This is a genomic window from Burkholderia sp. SRS-W-2-2016 (genome assembly GCF_001931485.1).
Lineage (GTDB): Bacteria > Pseudomonadota > Gammaproteobacteria > Burkholderiales > Burkholderiaceae > Paraburkholderia.
In genome coordinates this window covers 1-17,857 of record NZ_MSDV01000079.1, presented here as the reverse complement: position 1 = coordinate 17,857, position 17,857 = coordinate 1, and the positions used below count along the sequence as shown (strand labels likewise).

General features: G+C 62.7%; 15 protein-coding genes. 9 read left to right on the top strand and 6 right to left on the bottom strand.

Going from position 1 to position 17,857, the window contains the following annotated elements:
- Window positions 1-110 precede the first annotated feature (110 nt).
- Entirely contained in the window at window positions 111-3,161 is a 3,051-nt protein-coding gene (locus BTH42_RS32860; protein WP_075305348.1) for an FAD-binding and (Fe-S)-binding domain-containing protein, read from the bottom strand.
- Window positions 3,162-3,308: 147 nt separating this feature from the next.
- Here BTH42_RS32860 and BTH42_RS32855 point away from each other — a divergent pair, with 147 nt between their 5' ends.
- Window positions 3,309-4,205 (top strand): LysR substrate-binding domain-containing protein, encoded by an 897-nt coding sequence (locus BTH42_RS32855; protein ID WP_075305347.1) that lies wholly within the window; start codon window positions 3,309-3,311, stop codon window positions 4,203-4,205.
- Window positions 4,206-4,269: 64 nt separating this feature from the next.
- On the opposite strand, the gene BTH42_RS32850 is transcribed toward BTH42_RS32855, so the two are convergent.
- Both BTH42_RS32850 and BTH42_RS32845 read right to left on the bottom strand, forming a co-directional pair.
- Window positions 4,270-5,373 (bottom strand): branched-chain amino acid ABC transporter substrate-binding protein, encoded by a 1,104-nt coding sequence (locus tag BTH42_RS32850; RefSeq protein ID WP_075305389.1) that lies wholly within the window; start codon window positions 5,371-5,373, stop codon window positions 4,270-4,272.
- A gap of 226 nt (window positions 5,374-5,599) precedes the next feature.
- Window positions 5,600-5,890 (bottom strand): DUF1330 domain-containing protein, encoded by a 291-nt coding sequence (locus tag BTH42_RS32845; protein ID WP_075305346.1) that lies wholly within the window; start codon window positions 5,888-5,890, stop codon window positions 5,600-5,602.
- A 119-nt stretch (window positions 5,891-6,009) separates the two neighbouring features.
- Between BTH42_RS32845 and BTH42_RS32840 the strand changes: the two genes are divergently transcribed.
- The 6 genes from BTH42_RS32840 (at window position 6,010) to BTH42_RS32815 (ending at window position 12,437) form a co-directional block, all read left to right on the top strand.
- Window positions 6,010-6,612, top strand: a complete 603-nt coding sequence (locus tag BTH42_RS32840; RefSeq protein ID WP_075305345.1) for an amino acid synthesis family protein — start codon at window positions 6,010-6,012, stop codon at window positions 6,610-6,612.
- Window positions 6,581-7,399 (top strand): alpha/beta fold hydrolase, encoded by an 819-nt coding sequence (locus BTH42_RS32835; RefSeq protein WP_075305344.1) that lies wholly within the window; start codon window positions 6,581-6,583, stop codon window positions 7,397-7,399. Before BTH42_RS32840 ends, BTH42_RS32835 begins: the two co-directional genes overlap by 32 nt.
- A 1-nt stretch (window position 7,400) precedes the next feature.
- Window positions 7,401-8,345: a flavin reductase gene (locus BTH42_RS32830; protein WP_075305343.1), complete on the top strand. Its 945-nt coding sequence runs from the start codon at window positions 7,401-7,403 to the stop codon at window positions 8,343-8,345.
- A gap of 11 nt (window positions 8,346-8,356) precedes the next feature.
- Window positions 8,357-9,394: an LLM class flavin-dependent oxidoreductase gene (locus tag BTH42_RS32825; RefSeq protein WP_075305342.1), complete on the top strand. Its 1,038-nt coding sequence runs from the start codon at window positions 8,357-8,359 to the stop codon at window positions 9,392-9,394.
- 12 nt (window positions 9,395-9,406) lie between these two features.
- Window positions 9,407-10,876, top strand: a complete 1,470-nt coding sequence (locus BTH42_RS32820) for an aldehyde dehydrogenase (RefSeq protein WP_075305341.1) — start codon at window positions 9,407-9,409, stop codon at window positions 10,874-10,876.
- 148 nt (window positions 10,877-11,024) lie between these two features.
- Window positions 11,025-12,437 (top strand): cytosine permease, encoded by a 1,413-nt coding sequence (locus tag BTH42_RS32815; RefSeq protein ID WP_075305340.1) that lies wholly within the window; start codon window positions 11,025-11,027, stop codon window positions 12,435-12,437.
- Window positions 12,438-12,474: 37 nt separating this feature from the next.
- Here the strand turns inward: BTH42_RS32815 and BTH42_RS32810 are convergent, their stop codons facing one another.
- The 3 genes from BTH42_RS32810 to BTH42_RS32800 form a co-directional block, all read right to left on the bottom strand.
- Complete coding sequence (locus BTH42_RS32810) at window positions 12,475-13,920, bottom strand: glycosyltransferase family 39 protein (RefSeq protein ID WP_143752306.1); 1,446 nt, start codon at window positions 13,918-13,920, stop codon at window positions 12,475-12,477.
- Window positions 13,921-14,156: 236 nt separating this feature from the next.
- Entirely contained in the window at window positions 14,157-14,564 is a 408-nt protein-coding gene (locus BTH42_RS32805) for a GtrA family protein (protein ID WP_075305338.1), read from the bottom strand.
- Window positions 14,557-15,624, bottom strand: coding sequence for a glycosyltransferase family 2 protein (locus BTH42_RS32800; RefSeq protein WP_083655023.1), 1,068 nt, complete (start codon window positions 15,622-15,624; stop codon window positions 14,557-14,559). Before BTH42_RS32800 ends, BTH42_RS32805 begins: the two co-directional genes overlap by 8 nt.
- A gap of 536 nt (window positions 15,625-16,160) precedes the next feature.
- Here BTH42_RS32800 and BTH42_RS32795 point away from each other — a divergent pair.
- Complete coding sequence (locus tag BTH42_RS32795; protein WP_075305336.1) at window positions 16,161-16,985, top strand: DUF692 domain-containing protein; 825 nt, start codon at window positions 16,161-16,163, stop codon at window positions 16,983-16,985.
- Window positions 16,975-17,781: a DNA-binding domain-containing protein gene (locus tag BTH42_RS32790; RefSeq protein ID WP_075305335.1), complete on the top strand. Its 807-nt coding sequence runs from the start codon at window positions 16,975-16,977 to the stop codon at window positions 17,779-17,781. Before BTH42_RS32795 ends, BTH42_RS32790 begins: the two co-directional genes overlap by 11 nt.
- Window positions 17,782-17,857 lie beyond the last annotated feature (76 nt).

Here is a 17,857-nt window from a genome sequence, read left to right as displayed (position 1 = left end):
TATCGAGTCCGGGCACAACGAGCGCATATAAGAAATGAGGCGATTGTTATAAGATCGCGGCCACTTCGGGTAACCACCAGGCGGCGCCGCTCAGCGCGACGCCCGCTTCGTCATTGAGCACACCGCAACTGATCGAGCAAAGCCTGAAGCGGATGACGCAGCTGTTTCGCGGACAGGCGTTTGACCTGCGAGCGGCACGAGTAACCGGTCGCGAGCGCCTCGCCGCCCGGTTCCACGGGCCGGTCGATATGCGCGGCCCACGATTGCGAGTAAATCTTGCGCGACATCCCGACATTGCGCGCTTCGTGCCCGTAGGTGCCGGACATCCCGCAGCAGCCGGTGTCTTCGATCACGAGACTCAGGCCGCGCCGCGCGAACACCTGCACCCATTGCTTGCCGCTCTCGGGCGCGTTGGTCTTCTCGGTACAGTGCGGCAGCAGTCTGAAGACGTTCGACGAACTATCAGTGTTTCCTTCAGGCAGGACCTTCAGCAACCACTCCTGCGGCAACGACACTTGCGGCACGTCCGCTAGCTCCGGTACCTTCCGGTACTCCTGCCGGTACGTGAGTGTGATTGCCGGGTCGAGGCCGACGAGCGGAATGCCAAACTGACCCAATTCCATCAGTTGTGTGGCATTGCGAATGGCGACCTTCGCGAACGCGTCGAGAAAGCCCTGCACTTGCAGCGGTTTGCCGTTCGGCACGAGCGGCGCCAACCAGACCTGAAAACCCAGCCGCGCCGCCAGTTCGATCAGCGTGGCCAACTGCTCGGTATCGAAATAGCGCGTGAAGGTATCCTGAACGATCACGACACTGCGCTCGCGCTGCTGCTGCGTGAGAGCCGCCAACGAGCGTGGGTCCGCTGGCCGCACCTGCCACTGGCGCAGCACGGCGGCGAGATCGTAACGGCTCAGCAGCGGACTATCGACCATGCCGACCCGCTGCTCCAGCATCGCGCGCATCCAGGTCGCGCGCATCAGAGCGTTGTACACGCCCGGCAGTCGCGCCATCCACGGCATCGTGAATTCGAGCGAGCCGATCAGGTAGTCGCGCAACGGCCGCAGGTAGCGACGGTGATACAACTCCAGAAAGCGCGCGCGGAATTCCGGCACATTGACCTTGACCGGGCATTGCCCCGCGCACGACTTGCACGCGAGACAGCCGGCCATTGCGTCGTAGACCTCGTGCGAGAAGTCGGCCGCACCGTCGCGCGCCGCGCGGCTATTGCGCCAACGTTCGGCGAGATTGCGCAGAAACGGCTGCCGCGTACGCCCCAGCGCGACCACATCGACGCCCGCCTGCCCCTGCAGACGCAACCATTCGCGCATCAGCGACGCGCGCCCTTTCGGCGACTGCACACGCTCGCGCGTCGCCTTCCACGACGGACACATCGCGTCGTCGGGATCGAAGTTGTAGCACGCGCCATTGCCATTGCAATGCATCGCGGTGCCGAAGCTCTGCCACACCCGTTCGTCGATTTGCCGGTCGTGTTCGCCACGGGTCGGCACTTCGTCGATCTTCAGCAGCCGCAACGGGCTATCGGCGGGCGTCGCGATCTTGCCCGGATTGAACTGGTTGTACGGATCGAAGGCCGCCTTCAATTGCTGCAGCGACGCATACAGCTCGCCGAAAAAAGCGGGCGCGTATTCCGAGCGCACGCCCTTGCCGTGCTCGCCCCACAACAGGCCGCCATGACGCTGCGTCAGTTCGGCGACCGCGTCGGAAATCGGCCGCACCAGCGCGGCTTGCCGCGGATCTTTCATATCCAGCGCCGGACGCACATGCAGCACGCCCGCATCGACATGGCCGAACATCCCGTATTGCAGGCCATGCCCATCGAGCAACGCGCGAAACTCCTCGATATAAGCCGCGAGATTTTCCGGCGGCACCGCCGTGTCTTCGACGAACGGCTGAGGACGCGCTTCGCCCTGCACGTTGCCGAGCAAGCCCACCGCGCGCTTGCGCATCGCGTACACGCGCTTGACCGCATCCTCGCCGATGGCCAGCGTGTGACCGAGCCGCTCGACACTGCGGTCGCTCGCCAGATGCCCGATGAACGCGTGTACCTGCGCGTCGACCTCGGCCACGTCGTCGCCGCTGAATTCGACCAGGTTGATGCCGAGCGTCGGTCGCTGCTGGTCTTGCGGAAAGTATTCGCCGACGCTGCTCCAGACGATGTCCTTCATCGCCAGCAGCAGCACTTTCGAGTCGACGGTTTCGATCGACAGCGGCCGGTGCACGGTCAGCGCGCGCGCATCCCGCAGCGCGTCCATGAAGCTCGCGTAGCGCACGTTGACCAGCACCGCATAGCGAGGAATCGGCAGTACGTTCAGCTTCGCTTCGACGACGAAGCCGAGCGAGCCCTCGGCGCCGCACAGCACGCTATTCAGATTGAAGCGGCCATCCGGCTCGCGCAGATGCGCGAGGTCGTAGCCGGTCAGACAGCGATTGAGTTTCGGAAACTTCGCGCGGATCAACTCGGCCTGCTCATCGATGATGCGCCGCGCGGTGCGGTACACCTTGCCGACGCGATCCTTGCGCTGACAGCGCTCGTCCAGCTCCGCGGACGACAGCGCCTCGCTGTGCAACGGCTCGCCGCCGGGCAACACGAAGTCGAGCGCCAGCACATGATCGCGGGTCTTGCCGTACGTGCAACTGCCCTGGCCGCTCGCATCGGTGTTGATCATGCCGCCAATCGTCGCGCGGTTCGACGTCGACAGTTCGGGAGCGAAGAACAGCCCATGCTGCTGCAACGCGGCGTTCAACTGGTCCTTGACCACCCCCGCCTGCACGCGTACCCAGCGTTCGCCGACGTTGATTTCCAGAATCCGGTTCATGTGCTTCGACAGATCGACCACGACGCCATTGGTCAGCGACTGCCCATTGGTGCCGGTGCCGCCACCACGCGGCGCCACGGCCACGTCCCGGTGCTGCGGCTGGGCCAGCAGCTTCGCGAGCAACTGCAGATCCCCCGCATGCGCCGGTGCGATCACCGCTTGCGGCAGACGCTGGTAGATCGAGTTGTCGGTGGCCTGGACAGTCCGGTTCGCGTAATCCACGTTGATGTCACCGGCGAATCCGTCCGCCTTCAGCGCGGACAGAAAATCCCGGTACGAGCTTGCCGGCGGCTCGGCCGGATGGAGCAATGGAGCGATTGACATGGGATGAACCGTAAAGGAATGGACCCGGAACGCGTGTGCCGGAAACATGAGTTTTGAGCATGTTTCCGTGCTTCTATAAATCCAGTATCTTTGTAAAATCCAGCCTGAACAAACGAATTCTGCTGCCGCCAACGTTGCAAAATATTCATGAATTACCGTCGGCTCACTCCGTCCATGTCGCTGCTGCTCGTGTTCGAAGCGGCCGCGCGTCACGAAAACTACGCCCGCGCGGCCGAAGAACTGTCGCTGAGTCAGAGCGCGATCAGCCGGCAGATCCAGACGCTCGAAGATCAGCTCGGCGTAGCGCTGTTCCGGCGCGAAGGGCGCTCGGTGCGACTGACCGAAGTGGGACGCCGCTACTTCGTCGAACTGAGCGGCGCGCTCGGCCGGATTCGCGGCGCGACTTTGCAAGCGATGTCGTATCACGCGGGCGCCGGCACACTGCGGCTAGCGACCTTGCCGACGTTCGGCTCGAAATGGCTGCTGCCTCATCTGCACGAGTTCTATGCGGCGAACCCGGGGGTCAACGTCCACATTCATTCGCGGATCGGCACGGTCGACTTTCGCGGCGAAGACATCGATGCGGCGATTACCGTGGGCATCGGCGATTGGCCCGGGTTGACCGCGCACCGGCTCCATAACGAGTTTCTGATCGCAATTGCCAGTCCTGACGCGAACCGTGAATCCGGCGCGCCGTTCACACCCGACTGGGCCGCGAAGCAGACGCTGTTGGGCGTGACGAGCAACCAGCACGCGTGGGCCGACTGGTTCTCGCACTGCGCGCTCGATCATCGGCGCATGCGCATCGGCCCGAGCTTCGAACTGACCTCGCATCTGATTCAGGCGGTGCGGGCCGGCATGGGCATCGGTCTGGTGCCGAAGGTATTGGTCGAAGACGAGTTGCAGCGCGCAGAACTGGTTTCGATCGGCACCGCGATGACCAGCCAGCGCAGTTACTACTTCGTCTATCCCACCGGCAACGAAAGCCTGCCGTCGCTGATCGCATTTCGCGACTGGCTATTGCAGGCGAGCCAATCGACCTGAAGAAGAACGCAGCAGAACGAAGCAGTTTCGCGGCGGCCGGTGCCGGCCGCCATGCCGTGATGCGTCACGGCGCGGACACGGTGGTCACGGGCACCCACTTCGCGCCTTTGACCTGATACAGCGTCGAAGTCGGATTCAGCAGATCGCCGTGTTGATTGAACGAGATCTCGCCGGTAATACCCTTGTATTGGGCCTTGCGCAATGCGCTCATAAAGTCGGCCGGACGCGCGGAATTGGCCCGCTTCATCGCGTCGATCGCGACCCACGCGCAGTCATAAGAGAACGGTGCATACGTGAGCGGCGCCGCGCCGAAGCGCTGCTTGAATTTCTTCGCGAACGCGACCCCTTCCGGCAACGAGTCGACCGGACGACCGTACTCCCACGCCATCGCGCCTTCCGCCGCCGGACCGCCGATCGAAATGAAAATACTGTCCGCGATCCCGCCGCTGCCGACGAACTGGGTGTGCAGTCCGAGCTGCTTCATCCGCTTCACGATCAGGCCTGCCTGGTTATCGCCGCCGCCGTAGAAAAGCAGATCGGCATTCGCGCCTTTGATGTTCGTCAGTTGCGGGCTGAAGTCGACCGCTTTGTCGTTCGTGTATTCGGCGGCGACGATCTTGCCGCCCGCGGCCTGCACCGCCTTCTTGAACTCTTCGACCGCGCCCTGACCGAACGCGGTGCGGTCGTCCATCACCGCGATGCGCTGGGCCTTCGACACGTTGACCGCGTATTTGCCGGCACTGCCGGAATTTTGCGTATCCGTCGCAATGATTCTGAAAACGTTGTTGCCGCCCTGCTGGGTGATCGCGGGATTCGTCGCGGCGGGATCGATCAGGGGAATGCCGGCACGCGCGTAAATCGGCACCGCGGGCAGCGCGACGCCGGAGTTGTAATAACCGACCACCGCCACCACGCCGTCGTCGACGAGCTTCTGCGCGACCTGAACGCCAATGCGCGGGTCGGACTGATCGTCGACCGAGTCCAGTTCGAAACGGACCTCCTGGCCGGCGAGCTTGATGTGCTGCGCGTTGGCCTCCTCGACCGCGAGGCGCACGCCGTTTTCAAGGTCTTTCCCGTTCGGCGCGTTGATCCCTGTCAGTGGAGCGGACACGCCGATTTTGACCACCTGTTGCGCGGCGGCGTCGAAGCTGAACGCGGCACAGGACATGAGCGCGGCACTCACGAGTGCCCGCGTGGAGAAATGCTTGAACATCGGTTGGACCCTCCGCCGGACCAGCGCGCCGGCAATCGAAACAGATTCGCTGCGCGTTCGTGATTTGCGCTTGCTTGGGTAGGCCGAGTATCGAAGCGCGACCGCGCACGCGCATATAAGAATCTGGACGATTGCTGTGATTTTGTTGCTATCGAGGGTATCTCCCTACGCTAACCGGCCGTCAGCCCTCCAATCCCTCGACGATCGTGATCTGCGCGCGGCAATGCCCGTCGCGCTTCTCGCGGGCCGCCCTGTATTCCGGCGAGTTGTAGCAGTCGAGCGCCGTCTGCAAATCCTTGAACTGAATCACGACGTGCCGCTCGAACCGCTCCCCTTCGAGCGCCTCGAACGCGCCGCCGCGCGCGAGAAACACCGCGCCGTATTTGCTGAACGCCTGCGGCGCGAGATCCGTGTAGCCCTTGTACTTCTGCGGGTCCAGCACGGTCACATGGGCAATCCAATACGCACTCATCTTTGCTCCTTTCGTAGGCCTGGCGGGGCTTCCAGCGAAGCCTCGGGTTAACACTCATGGCATGCCGTAACATGGTATACCACAATGATTTCCACATTCAACGCACTTAGGAAGTTGCCATGAGCCTGATTCGCAAATCCATCCTGCATGTCGAGAACGTCTTCGTCGACGGCGACAAGGCAGCCGCGAAGCCGCTGAAAATGATCGGCGCGGCTGCCGTCATCAAGAACCCGTGGGCGGGCCGCGGCTATGTGGAAGACCTGTCGCCGGAGATTCGCGAGATCGCGCCGCAACTGAGCGAGCATCTGACCAAGCTGATCCTCGACGAAGCCGGTTCGGGTGACGCGGTCGAGGCGTTCGGCAAGAGCGCGATCGTCGGTGTCGGCGGTGAAATGGAACATGCGTCCGCGCTGATCCACACGCTGCACTTCGGCAACATCTATCGCTCGGCGGTCGGCGCGAAGTCGTATCTGGCGTTCAACAACACGCGCGGCCCGGCCAACGCGCCGCTGCTGATTCCGATGATGGACAAGAACGACGAAGGCCGTCGTTCGCACTACCTGACGCTGCAGTTCGCGATTCCGGACGCGCCCGCCGCCGACGAAATCGTGATCGCGATCGGCGCCGCCACCGGTGGCCGTCCGCATCACCGCATTGGCGATCGCTACCAAGACCTCGCAGAGCTCGGAAATGACGTCAAGAACCCTGCAGCTGTCAAGTAAGCGCGTCGCGCACTATCTGGAACAGGGCCGCGGCGAGCCGCTGGTGCTGATCCACGGCGTCGGCATGCAGGCGCAAGCGTGGTATCCGCAGATCGAAGCGCTCGCCGGCGAATTCCGCGTGATCTCGGTCGATATGCCGGGCCACGGTCAAAGCGAGCCGCTCGAAACGGGCGCCGGCTTGCCGCAATTCGTCGAGTGGGCCGCGAGTTTCATCGAAGCGTTGGACGTCGGCCCGGTGAATCTGGCCGGCCATTCGATGGGTTCGCTGATCGCCGCCGGCGTCGCGGTCACGCGCCCCGATCTGGTCAAGCGCGTCGCGGTGTTGAACGGCGTGTACCGGCGCACCATGCAAGCGCGCAATGCGGTACTGCAGCGCGCGGCCGAACTGCGCTCCGGCAACATCGACGTGGCGACGCCGCTGCAGCGCTGGTTCAACGCCGAAGAGTCGCAGCAGGTCGCCGCGCAACGGGTCGAGTCGTGGCTGAAGTCGGTGAATCTCGCCGGCTACGCGACCGCCTATACGGCCTTCGCGAACGGCGACGACGTGTACGCGGACGGCTGGCCCGGCATTGGCTGCCCCGCCCTCGTGCTGACCGGCTCCGACGATCCGAACTCGACGCCGCAGATGGCCCGCCAGATGGCGCAAGCCGCTCAGCGAGGACACGCGGTCGTGATCGAAGACGAGCGGCATATGGTGAACCTGACCGCGCCCAACGAAGTCAATCGCGCGCTGCGTGCCTGGTTGCAAACGGAGCCGCAGGCCGAAAACCGTGAAGTGGAAGTGTGAAATGAGCCAACAGACCAGCGAGCAAAACGAGCAAATCGCGAAGCTCAACACCCGCGAATTGCGCGACGCGTTCGGCGCGTTCATGACCGGCGTGACGATCGTGACCACCGCCAGCGACGACGGCAAGCCGCTCGGCTTCACCGCCAATTCGTTTTCGTCGGTGTCGCTCGACCCCGCGTTGCTGCTGGTCAGCATCGCGAAGACGTCGAGCAATTACCAGAGCTTTGCGAACACCGGCCACTTCGCGATCAACATCCTCGCGGAAGGCCAGAAAGATCTGTCCAACACGTTCGCGCGGCCGAGCGACGATCGCTTCGCGAATGTCAACTGGCGTCTGAGCGAGCAGCGCAATCCGTTGATCGAAGAGGTCAGCGCGTGGTTCGACTGCACCACCCACGCGGTGATCGACGCGGGCGACCATGCGCTGATCGTCGGCAAGGTCGAGGCGTTTCATTCGGCCGGCTACGCGGGACTCGGCTATTACCGCGGCGGCTATTTCACGCCGGCCAGAGTATCGGCCGAAGTAATCGCGGGGCCGAAAGTGATCGTCAGCGCGATCATTGCGCGCGACGACAAAGTACTGCTCGTGAAAACAGCGGAGAACAAATGGGCGCTGCCGTCGCAGCAGATCGGCAAGGAAGGCGCCGATAAAGCGCTCGCCGAGATCTTCGCGAAGTACCAGCCGGACGCCTCGGCGAATTTCATTTATTCGGTCTACAACAACACCGAAACCCATTACCAGTACATCTCGTTCCTGTGCAGCGCGCCGGACGAACTCGCGAGCGCCGGCGAATTCGTCAGCCTCGACGCACTCGATCCGCAAGCATTCGCGGACAGCGCGTTGGCCAGCATGCTGCAGCGCTATCGCAAGGAAAGCGAGCTGAAGAGCTACGGGATGTACTTCGGCGACCACAGCACCGGCACCGTCCGCCCGCTTCATTCCTGAAAGGTTACATCATGCGATTTTCGCTATTCGTTCACATGGAGCGCGTCTCCGAGCAGACCAGTCAGAAGCAGCTGTATGACGAAATGGTCGAACTGTGCCAGATCGCCGATCGCGGCGGCATGCATGCCGTCTGGACCGGCGAGCACCACGGCATGGACTTCACGATCGCGCCGAATCCGTTCATCAATCTCGCGGACCTCGCGAACAAAACGAAAAACGTGCGACTCGGCACCGGCACCGTGGTCGCGCCGTTCTGGCATCCGATCAAGCTCGCCGGTGAAGCGGCGATGACCGACATCATTTCGAACGGCCGGCTGGAGTTGGGCATTGCACGCGGCGCGTACTCGTTCGAATACGAGCGTTTGATGCCGGGACTCGACGCATGGGGCGCGGGTCAGCGGATGCGCGAACTGATTCCGGCCGTGAAGAAACTGTGGGAAGGCGATTACGCGCACGAAGGCGAGTTCTGGAAATTCCCGTCCACCACTTCTTCGCCGCGGCCGCTGCAAAACCCGCATCCGCCGATCTGGGTCGCCGCGCGCGATCCGAACAGTCACGAGTTCGCGGTCGCGAACGGCTGCAACGTACAGGTCACGCCGCTGCATTTCGGCGACGAAGAAGTCGAGAAGCTGGTCGGCCATTTCAACGCCGCGTGCGAGAAGTTCAGCAACCTGCCGCGTCCGCAGATCATGCTGCTGCGTCACACCTATGTGGCGAGCAACGAGGAAGACGCGCAGGTCGCGGCCGACGAAGTGAACGTCTTCTATAACTACTTCGGCGCGTGGTTCAAGAACGAACGGCCGATCAGCCGCGGGATGATCAAGACGCTGAGCCCGGAAGAAATCGCCGCTCACCCGTTCTATTCGCCGGCCGCGATGCGCAAGAACAACGTGATCGGCACGCCGGAAGAAGTGATCGGCCGCCTGAAAGCGTACGAGCAACTCGGCTTCGACGAGTACTCGTTCTGGATCGATACGGGCATGAGTTTCGAGCGCAAGAAGGCGTCGCTCGAGCGGATGATCAACGACGTGATGCCGGCGTTCAAGTAAGGGGCTGTATTCATGGACTTTCATTTTCAGCTGTATATCGACGGCCAGTTCGAGTCCGGCGCGGCCAGCTTCGGCAGCGTCAATCCGGCCACCGGCAAAGTGTGGGCGCAGATGCCCGAGGCGCGCACCGGGCAGGTCAATCGCGCGGTGGAAGCGGCCAGTCGCGCGCTGACCGATGCCGCGTGGGCCGGCCTCACCGCGTCCGCGCGCGGCAAGCTGCTGTACAAACTGGCCGCGCTGGTCGAACAGGCGGCGCCGCGACTGGCTGAAATTGAAACGAACGATACCGGCAAGATCATTCGCGAGACGTCCAGCCAGATTGCGTACGTCGCCGAGTACTACCGCTATTACGCCGGCATCGCCGACAAGATCGAAGGCAGCCATATTCCGGTCGACAAACCCGACATGCAGGTGTGGCTCGAACGGCAGCCGGCCGGCGTGGTCGCCGCGATCGTGCCGTGGAACAGCCAGCTGTTTCTGTCGGCGGTCAAGCTCGGGCCGGCGCTCGCGGCCGGTTGCACGGTGGTGCTGAAGGCTTCCGAGGAAGCGCCCGGCCCGCTGCTCGAATTCGCGAAGCTGGTGCACGAGGCCGGCTTTCCGCCGGGCGTCGTCAATGTGATCACCGGCTTCGGGCCGGAATGCGGCGCGGTGCTGAGCGGCCATCCGCACGTCGATAAGGTCGCGTTCACCGGCGGCCCCGAAACCGCGCGGCACATCGTGTCGAATACCGCGAACAATCTCGCGAAGGTGTCGCTGGAACTGGGCGGCAAGTCGCCATTCATCGTATTCGCGGACACCGATATCCAGAGCGCGGTGAATGCGCAGGTCGCGGCGATTTTCGCGGCGAGCGGCCAGAGCTGCGTGGCGGGTTCGCGGCTGCTGATCGAGGCATCGGTGAAAGAGCAGTTTCTCGCGCTGCTGGTGGAGCGCGTGTCGCGCATCCGGGTCGGCTCGCCCAATGAAATGACGACCGAATACGGGCCGCTGTGCACCGAGCGGCAATTGCGCAACATCGAGAAGGTCGTCGCCAATTCGGTGAGCCAGGGCGCGAAAGTACTCACCGGCGGTAAAGCGTTGGAGCGCGATGGCTACTACTACGCGCCGACGATTCTCGATTGCAGCGGCGTGAGCAACGCGGACAGCATCACCACGGAACTGTTCGGGCCGGTGTTGTCGGTGGATACGTTCACGACCGAGCAGGAAGCGATCGAGAAAGCGAACAGCACCGCTTACGGTCTCGCGGCCGGCATCTTCACGACCAACCTGACGCGCGCGCATCGCGTATCGCGCCGGGTGCGCTCGGGGATCGTGTGGATCAATACGTATCGCGCGGTGTCGCCGCTCGTGCCGTTCGGCGGCTTCGGCCTGTCCGGCCACGGCCGCGAAGGCGGCATGGCCGCCGCGCTCGAATACACGACCACCAAGTCCGTGTGGCTGCGTACTTCGGATGAGCCGATCAGCGATCCGTTCGTGATGCGCTGAACCGGGCGCGCGCTCTGGCTGGTTGATCAGTCGCCGGCGGGTCGCGCGCTCTCCCCTGTTGCACCGTTGCAAAGCCATGGACGGCTGCACCGCGTCACGTTCGGCGAACGTGGCGTCGCCGCGCCCAGGCAATAAAGATGGAGACATTATGAAAAGCCAGTCGAACGACAACAGCGTTCTGACGATTGAAAGCAACTCGATCGATTACGTCGCGCCCGCGGACCGGCACGGCAAACCGGTCGATCTGTTCACCTTGTGGTTCTGCACGAACGTCGCGCCGCTGGCGGTGATTTCCGGCGCGACTTCGGTGCTGGTGTTTCATCTCGACGTGGTCAGCGCGATTCTCGCGATCTGCGCCGGCCAGTTCTTCGGTGCCATCTTTCACGCGCTGACTTCAGCGCAGGGCCCGCTCGTCGGCGTACCGCAGATGATCCAGAGCCGCGCGCAATTCGGCCGCTATGGTTCGCTGCTGGTGGTCGGCTTCACCACATTGATTTATCTCGGCTTCTTCGTCTCGAACATCATCCTTGCCGGCAAGACGCTGCATACCGCTGTGCCCGCGGTGCCGATTCCAGTCGGCACCGTGCTCGGCGCGATTCTCGCGACGCTGGTCGGCGTGATCGGTTATCACTTCATTCACCGCTTCAACAAGATCGGCGCGTGGTTCATGGGCGGCGCGCTGCTGATCGGAATGATCATGATGGCGCCCGGACTCGACGCGCAGATTTTCCGGCAAGGTCATTTCGACGTGGCGAACTGGTTCGCGATGTTCGGGCTGTGCGCGGTGTGGCAGATCAGTTTCGCGCCCTACACGTCCGATTACTCGCGTTATCTGCCGGTGTCGACCGGTTTCGCGAAGACCTTCGCGTTCACCTATTTCGGCACGTCGCTCGGTACGATCTTCGCGTTTCTGTTCGGTGTACTGGCGGTTAGCACCGGTCACGCGACCGATGCGATGGAAGCGATCCGCACGCAAACCGGCGTGTTCGGCTATGTGCTGATCTTCCTGTTTCTGGTCAATATCATCGGCCACAACGGCATGAATCTGTATGGCGGCGTGTTGTCGTTGATTACCGCCGCGCAGACATTTCGTCCGCACTGGGTGCCGGGGCGCAACGTGCGGATCGTCGTGTCGGGCGTGCTGCTGGTGTCGTCCACCGTCACCGCGTTGTGGGCGTCGAGCAATTTCCTGTCGATCTTCCTGACCGCGATCTTCGCGATGCGGATCGTGCTCGCGCCGTGGGTCGCGATCAATCTGGTCGACTTCTATCTGATCAGCAACCGGCGCTACCGGGTGTCGGAGATCATCGGGACTCACAACGGCGCGTATGGCGCGTTCAATGTGAAAGCGATTGCGATCTATCTGCTGGGCATTGCGATTCAGGTGCCGTTCATGGAAGAGAGCTTCTTCCACGGTCCGTGGGCATCGATCATGGGCGGCGCGGATGTGTCGTGGATGGTCGGGTTGATCGCGACCGCGGTCACCTACTATCTGTTCGGATCGAACGATGGGTCGCGCTCGCTGCGCGCGGTGCCGGCGGGGGCGCGGGCTTCGGAATGAGTGTGGGTGTGGGTCGCGACGGTCGCGCCAGTGCGTGCTATTCGAATAGTTCGACCGTCGTGCCCTTATCCGCGGAAAAACTTCGCACCGGGCGTTTGTAGCGCAGTATTTCGCTTCTCACCACCCCGTCCGGATCATAGAGTTCCGGGCCACGGCGCACGAGCCAGACCCGCCGGTGCGCGGCGCAGGCGTCGCCGATCAGCGGACGGTCCGCGTCGGTCGGACCCGGCACACCGAGATTGCCGGCCGGATAAGGCCGGTCCATTCGCAGCGCCGGAAACGGCGCGGGTACGATCAGCGTCGGCGGAAACCACGCCTGGTTGCGCGCGTAATAGTCGAGCGCCGGTTGCGCTTCATTCGGATCGACGATCACGATGTCGCCCGGCATCGCGCCGGCCGCGATCGTGCTGACGAGCGCTCGCCAGTCTTCGCTCGGATGCCGGTAAAACTTCACGACCTGGGCGACGCTTAGCACGACGATAAGCACGACCGCGGCGATTCGCGACGCGGGCCGCTTCAGCACCACGAATACGCCCACCGCGGTCAGCGCGACGACCTGCGGCCCCATCCATGCGAAGAGCCGGTCCATGAAAATCGGCCGCAGCAGATAGCTAATCGTGACCACCACCGTGAACGGAACGAGCAGCACGCACATCAGGTGGACGGCGAGCGAAAAGCGGTGTCTTGCGATTTTTCCGAGTCCCAGCAAGGCCAGCAAGAACATCGGAGCGAATGCCCATTTGCCGCCGGTCGCGAGCGACCATGCGCCCGGCAATTCCTGCCAGTGCAACTGCAACCAGAAGTGCGACGCGACGTTGCGGCTCTGGTACAGCAGGAAAGGCAGGTAAGGCGTCCACAGCAGAAACGCCGCGCAGCCGCAGACGGCGATCACCGCCGCCCTCTTCGCGCGTTTTTCGCTATCCAGCACGACGGTCATCAAGAGTCCGGACCAGACGCCGAACACGACGAACATCGCCGTGTTGTGCAGCCAGAGCGTCAATGCGCCAGTCAGTGCGAGAAAGCACGCGCTAGTCCGCACGCTGCGATCGCGCCAGAAAGATGTCTTGCGGCAGCGTTGCAGTGCCAGCACCAGCGCGACCGACGACAACGTCATTGCGGCTGCGGCGAATGTTTCGAGCGCGTAAGGCCGTGCCTGTTGCGCATACTCGATGCTGCCTTTATTGAGCGCGTACAGAAACGCGGCGAGTACACCGGCCTGGTCGCCGAGCCGTCCCGCGCGCAGGATCTTTCCGCTGCACGCGAGCAGCACGACGGTGGCGAGACTGGCAATTACCGACGGCATCCGCAATGCGACTTCACTACTGCCCGCCAGCGCCATCCAGCCTTTGAGCAGCGTGTAATAGAACGGCGGATGAGTTTCGTATAGCGGGACTTCGGTCCACAGCGTATGCAGTGTTTGCGACGCGAACCAGAAGCTGTAGCCTTCGTCGGTCCAGAACGAGCGGCTGGACAGTGTGATCATGCGCGCGCCAAATGCGAGCACCAGGATTGTGAGCAGCAGGCTCCAGAAAACGGAATGGGATAGACGTTCGCGACTCGCGGAGAAGTCGCCGGTCGAACCGTGACGAAATGGTGGTTGGTTCGTTTTCGGGTAATGCTCGGATGGCGTTTCCACGGTCGCACCTATGCTTCGTTGAATGGCGGTTATTGCCCGGTATTGCCCGAATCGCTTCGATCGCGGGCGGCGGTGCTGTCCGGTCAGGTGCGGTCGCGCTGCGGGATCGGCTTAAAAGTCCACCACGCGTTGACGACGTAGGTCAGCAACAGCGACGCGCCGGTTGCGATGAGTTGCGCGATCACGAAATGGATATGAGCCCTCTCCGTCAGCAGCGACATCATCGCCCACGTCAATCCGACGCCCGCACACGCGGTGGCGGCGAACCTCGGCAGTTGCGCGGTATGGCGGCTGCTGTTGCGAAACGTCAGCTTGCAGTTCAGCCAGTAATTGACCAGCGCGCCGAGCACCGCGCCTATCGACGAAGCGGTCGCCGGCGATGCGGCGCGCGACGTCACCGCGACGAACAGCACACAGTACTGGACCAGCGTGCCGGTGGCCCCGACCGCGGCGTACGTGATGAAACGCATCAGCGTGTCACGTCTACTCATCCGACGCTCTCTGATAACGCGCCCGCACCAGGTAGACCGGCCGCTTCTTGCTTTCGGAATAGATGCGCCCGATGTACTCGCCGAGTATCCCGATGCCGATCAATTGCATGCCGCCGAGCATCAGCATCACGGTCAATATCGACGCGTAACCGGGCACGTCGATACCCCGAATCAACGTGCGGATAATCAGGAAAAGCGCATAGCAGAAGGCCGACGCAGCAACCAGTCCGCCGATATAGGTCCATACGCGCAGCGGTATCGTGCTGAAGCTCGTAATGCCTTCCAGCGCGAAGTTCCACAATTTCCATCCGGAGAACTTGGAGGTTCCCGCCACGCGGGGTTCGCGCACGTAATCGATCGTCGCGGTCCGATACCCGACCCAGGCGAACAGCCCTTTCATGAAGCGGCGCGACTCCGGCAACTGCCTGAGTGCGTTTGCGACCTCCCGGGTAAACAGCCTGAAGTCGCCGACGTCTTCGGGAATCGCTATGTCGCTGACCGCGTTATGCGCGCGGTAGAACAGCTTCGCGCTCTGGCGCTTCAGATACGAATCGGTCGATCGATTCGCGCGGCGCGCCAGCACGACGTCATAGCCTTCGCGCCATTTCTTCACCAGTTCGGGGATCACCGCGGGCGGATCCTGCAAGTCCGCATCGAACGGGATGATGATGCCGCCGCTCGCTTCATCGAGACCCGCGGTCAGCGCGGCTTCCTTGCCAAAGTTTCTCGACAGGTCGATGACCCGTATCCGCCGGTCCCGGCTTGCTTCGAACAACAGCGACGCGAGTGTCTGGTCACGGCTGCCGTCATTGACACAGACAATTTCGAATTCGATTGTCTCGATGCTTTCCAGAATGGGCGTAACCGCGGCGAAGAAATGCCCGATCGTTTCTTCTTCGTTGTAGAACGGAACGACCAGAGAAAGGAGCACGGTGCCGGATTGGGTAAACCGGGATCGCGATGCACCGGACTCGCGAGTGTCTTGCGCAGTTTCGTGGGACACCGGATGCCAGGTTTCGCCAGATAACCTGTCGAGCTTTAATTCAGGTACCACAGACATTATCCCGCTCTCCGCATGCGCGTTTCGCCATCCGGCTCGGGCATTCTCACTTGCGATAACTGACGCAACTTTTATCTCCGCGTCCATATGACATTGAGGCCCGACAATTCAACCGGCTTTGAACCACTTCGAACTTGACAATTACAGTCACTCACCACGACTCATGAAACGCGGCCGGCGTTGTGGTCGCGCTTGAGAACGTAGTGAGGTTATGCGGCGGGTGGAATACGTGTTTGTTCGCTACCGAACCTTGTTCAAGCCGGCATTTGTTAGATTTTGTTATTCGAATATCTCTGAATTCATAACGACCGGTAACCGCAAAAACACTAAACCGTCTCCTGCACACTTTCGAACAAATCGACGGCGCATAAACATGATCCACAACACTCGCATCATCACCACCGCAAACTGCTAGACTCCGGCAACGCATCGGATTGCACGGCATCGAGCCAGGCCGCATTGCTAATCAATACGCGCCAACGCTATCGCACAAGCGTCCACGAAAAAATCAACGGCAACGTCAACGGGAAACGTCGATGAACGCTTCTCCCCCAATCGGCATCGGTCTGCGCGGCGCGCACTATCGCGCGATGCTCGACACCCGCCCGTCAGTCGACTGGCTCGAAGTCCACACCGAGAACTATCTGGCCGACGGCGGCTGGGACCTGCACGTGTTGCAGACGCTGCGCGCCGACTATCCAGTCGCGCTGCACGGCGTGGGGCTCGGCATCGGTTCCGTGCACGGCTTTTCGATGGCTCACGTCGAACGTATCGCGAAGCTCGCCGAGCGCATCGAACCGCTGTTCATCTCCGAGCACCTGTGCTGGGGCGCCACCGCCGAAGCGGTGCTGAACGAACTTCTGCCACTGCCTTTGAACACGACAACGCTCGCCCTCGTGTGCGAACGCGTCGAGCGTCTACAGGAGCGGCTCGCTCGCCCGATCCTGCTCGAAAACGTCTCCACTTACCTGCGCTTTGCCGGCGACACGTTTGGCGAAACGCAGTTTCTGGCCGAACTGACCCGGCGCACCGGTTGCGGCGTGCTGCTCGATATCAACAATCTGTACGTGAACCAATGCAACCACGGCGAGGACGCGTGGCGCGCGCTGGATGCGTTCACGCCCGAGATGGTGCGCGAGCTTCATCTCGCGGGTCATGAAGTCGATGGCGAACTCGTCGTCGATCATCACGGCGCGCCGGTCGCCGCGCCGGTTTGGGATCTGTATGCGCAAGCGCTGCGCCGCTTCGGCGCGGTGCCGACGCTGATCGAATGGGACACGCAATTGCCGCCGCTCGACACGCTCGTCGATGAAGCGCGCCATGCGCGCGAGTTGAGCAGGGAGATTCTGGTTGACCACTGAACAGCTCGCGCAATTGCAGGCGCTATTCGGCGAACAACTCGCACGCGACACTGTCGCGCTGCACACGTTCGCGCCGTGGCTTGCCGACGACGACGCCACCGCGCGCCGCTTCACGCGCTACCAGGCGTCGCTGCGCCACAGCCACGCGCGCTCGCTGACGCTGGTCTATCCGGTTCTGCAGGAGTTGGTGGGCGACGCGTTCTTCCGGACGCTCGCGCATGCATATGGCGACGCTCATCCGTCGCGCGACGGCGACCTCAGCCGCTTCGGCGAGCAGCTTGCGTCATTCGTCGCGCGCTTGCCCTCGGCCGCCGCTTACCCGTATTTCGCGGATATCGCGCGGGTGGAGTGGTCGCTGCACGAAGCTAACCAGGCTGCCGACGCGACGCCGCTCAGCGCCGGCGATCTCGCCGTGGCCCGTGTGGAAGAAGTGGAAACGTGGCGGCTCGACCTGCATCCCGCCGCGACGTTGCATGCGTCTGCCTGGCGGATCGGCGCGATCTGGCTCGCGCATCGTCAACCGGATTCTCACGCGCTGCCCGCATCGATCGATGCACCGAGCCGCACGCTCGTCTATCGCGCCGGCTGGACGCCGACGCTGCGCGAACTCGATGCGTCGGAATGGGCTGCGTTGACCGCGCTCGCCAGCGGCGCGACGCTCGGCGATGCGCTATCCACCGCCATCGCGCAACCAGCGAGCGACGACGCCCCAAACGGAGCGCCACCGTTCGACCCACTCACGGCATTACAGGGCTGGCTCGCCGACGGCCTGCTGGTCCGCCCGCAACGTCCCTGAACGCTCCGGAACGCCGCGAAAAAGCCAAACCACCAACCCCCCCCAGCGCCAAACACACAAAGCGAACAGTCAACTC

Bases quoted from the DNA above. Each gene is read 5' to 3' on its own strand.
- BTH42_RS32860 (WP_075305348.1), bottom strand. From the start codon at position 3,161: ATGTCAATCGCTCCATTGCTCCATCCGGCCGAGCCGCCGGCAAGCTCG.
- BTH42_RS32855 (WP_075305347.1), top strand. From the start codon at position 3,309: ATGAATTACCGTCGGCTCACTCCGTCCATGTCGCTGCTGCTCGTGTTC.
- BTH42_RS32850 (WP_075305389.1), bottom strand. From the start codon at position 5,373: ATGTCCTGTGCCGCGTTCAGCTTCGACGCCGCCGCGCAACAGGTGGTC.
- BTH42_RS32845 (WP_075305346.1), bottom strand. From the start codon at position 5,890: ATGAGTGCGTATTGGATTGCCCATGTGACCGTGCTGGACCCGCAGAAG.
- BTH42_RS32840 (WP_075305345.1), top strand. From the start codon at position 6,010: ATGAGCCTGATTCGCAAATCCATCCTGCATGTCGAGAACGTCTTCGTC.
- BTH42_RS32835 (WP_075305344.1), top strand. From the start codon at position 6,581: ATGACGTCAAGAACCCTGCAGCTGTCAAGTAAGCGCGTCGCGCACTAT.
- BTH42_RS32830 (WP_075305343.1), top strand. From the start codon at position 7,401: ATGAGCCAACAGACCAGCGAGCAAAACGAGCAAATCGCGAAGCTCAAC.
- BTH42_RS32825 (WP_075305342.1), top strand. From the start codon at position 8,357: ATGCGATTTTCGCTATTCGTTCACATGGAGCGCGTCTCCGAGCAGACC.
- BTH42_RS32820 (WP_075305341.1), top strand. From the start codon at position 9,407: ATGGACTTTCATTTTCAGCTGTATATCGACGGCCAGTTCGAGTCCGGC.
- BTH42_RS32815 (WP_075305340.1), top strand. From the start codon at position 11,025: ATGAAAAGCCAGTCGAACGACAACAGCGTTCTGACGATTGAAAGCAAC.
- BTH42_RS32810 (WP_143752306.1), bottom strand. From the start codon at position 13,920: ATGATCACACTGTCCAGCCGCTCGTTCTGGACCGACGAAGGCTACAGC.
- BTH42_RS32805 (WP_075305338.1), bottom strand. From the start codon at position 14,564: ATGAGTAGACGTGACACGCTGATGCGTTTCATCACGTACGCCGCGGTC.
- BTH42_RS32800 (WP_083655023.1), bottom strand. From the start codon at position 15,624: ATGTCTGTGGTACCTGAATTAAAGCTCGACAGGTTATCTGGCGAAACC.
- BTH42_RS32795 (WP_075305336.1), top strand. From the start codon at position 16,161: ATGAACGCTTCTCCCCCAATCGGCATCGGTCTGCGCGGCGCGCACTAT.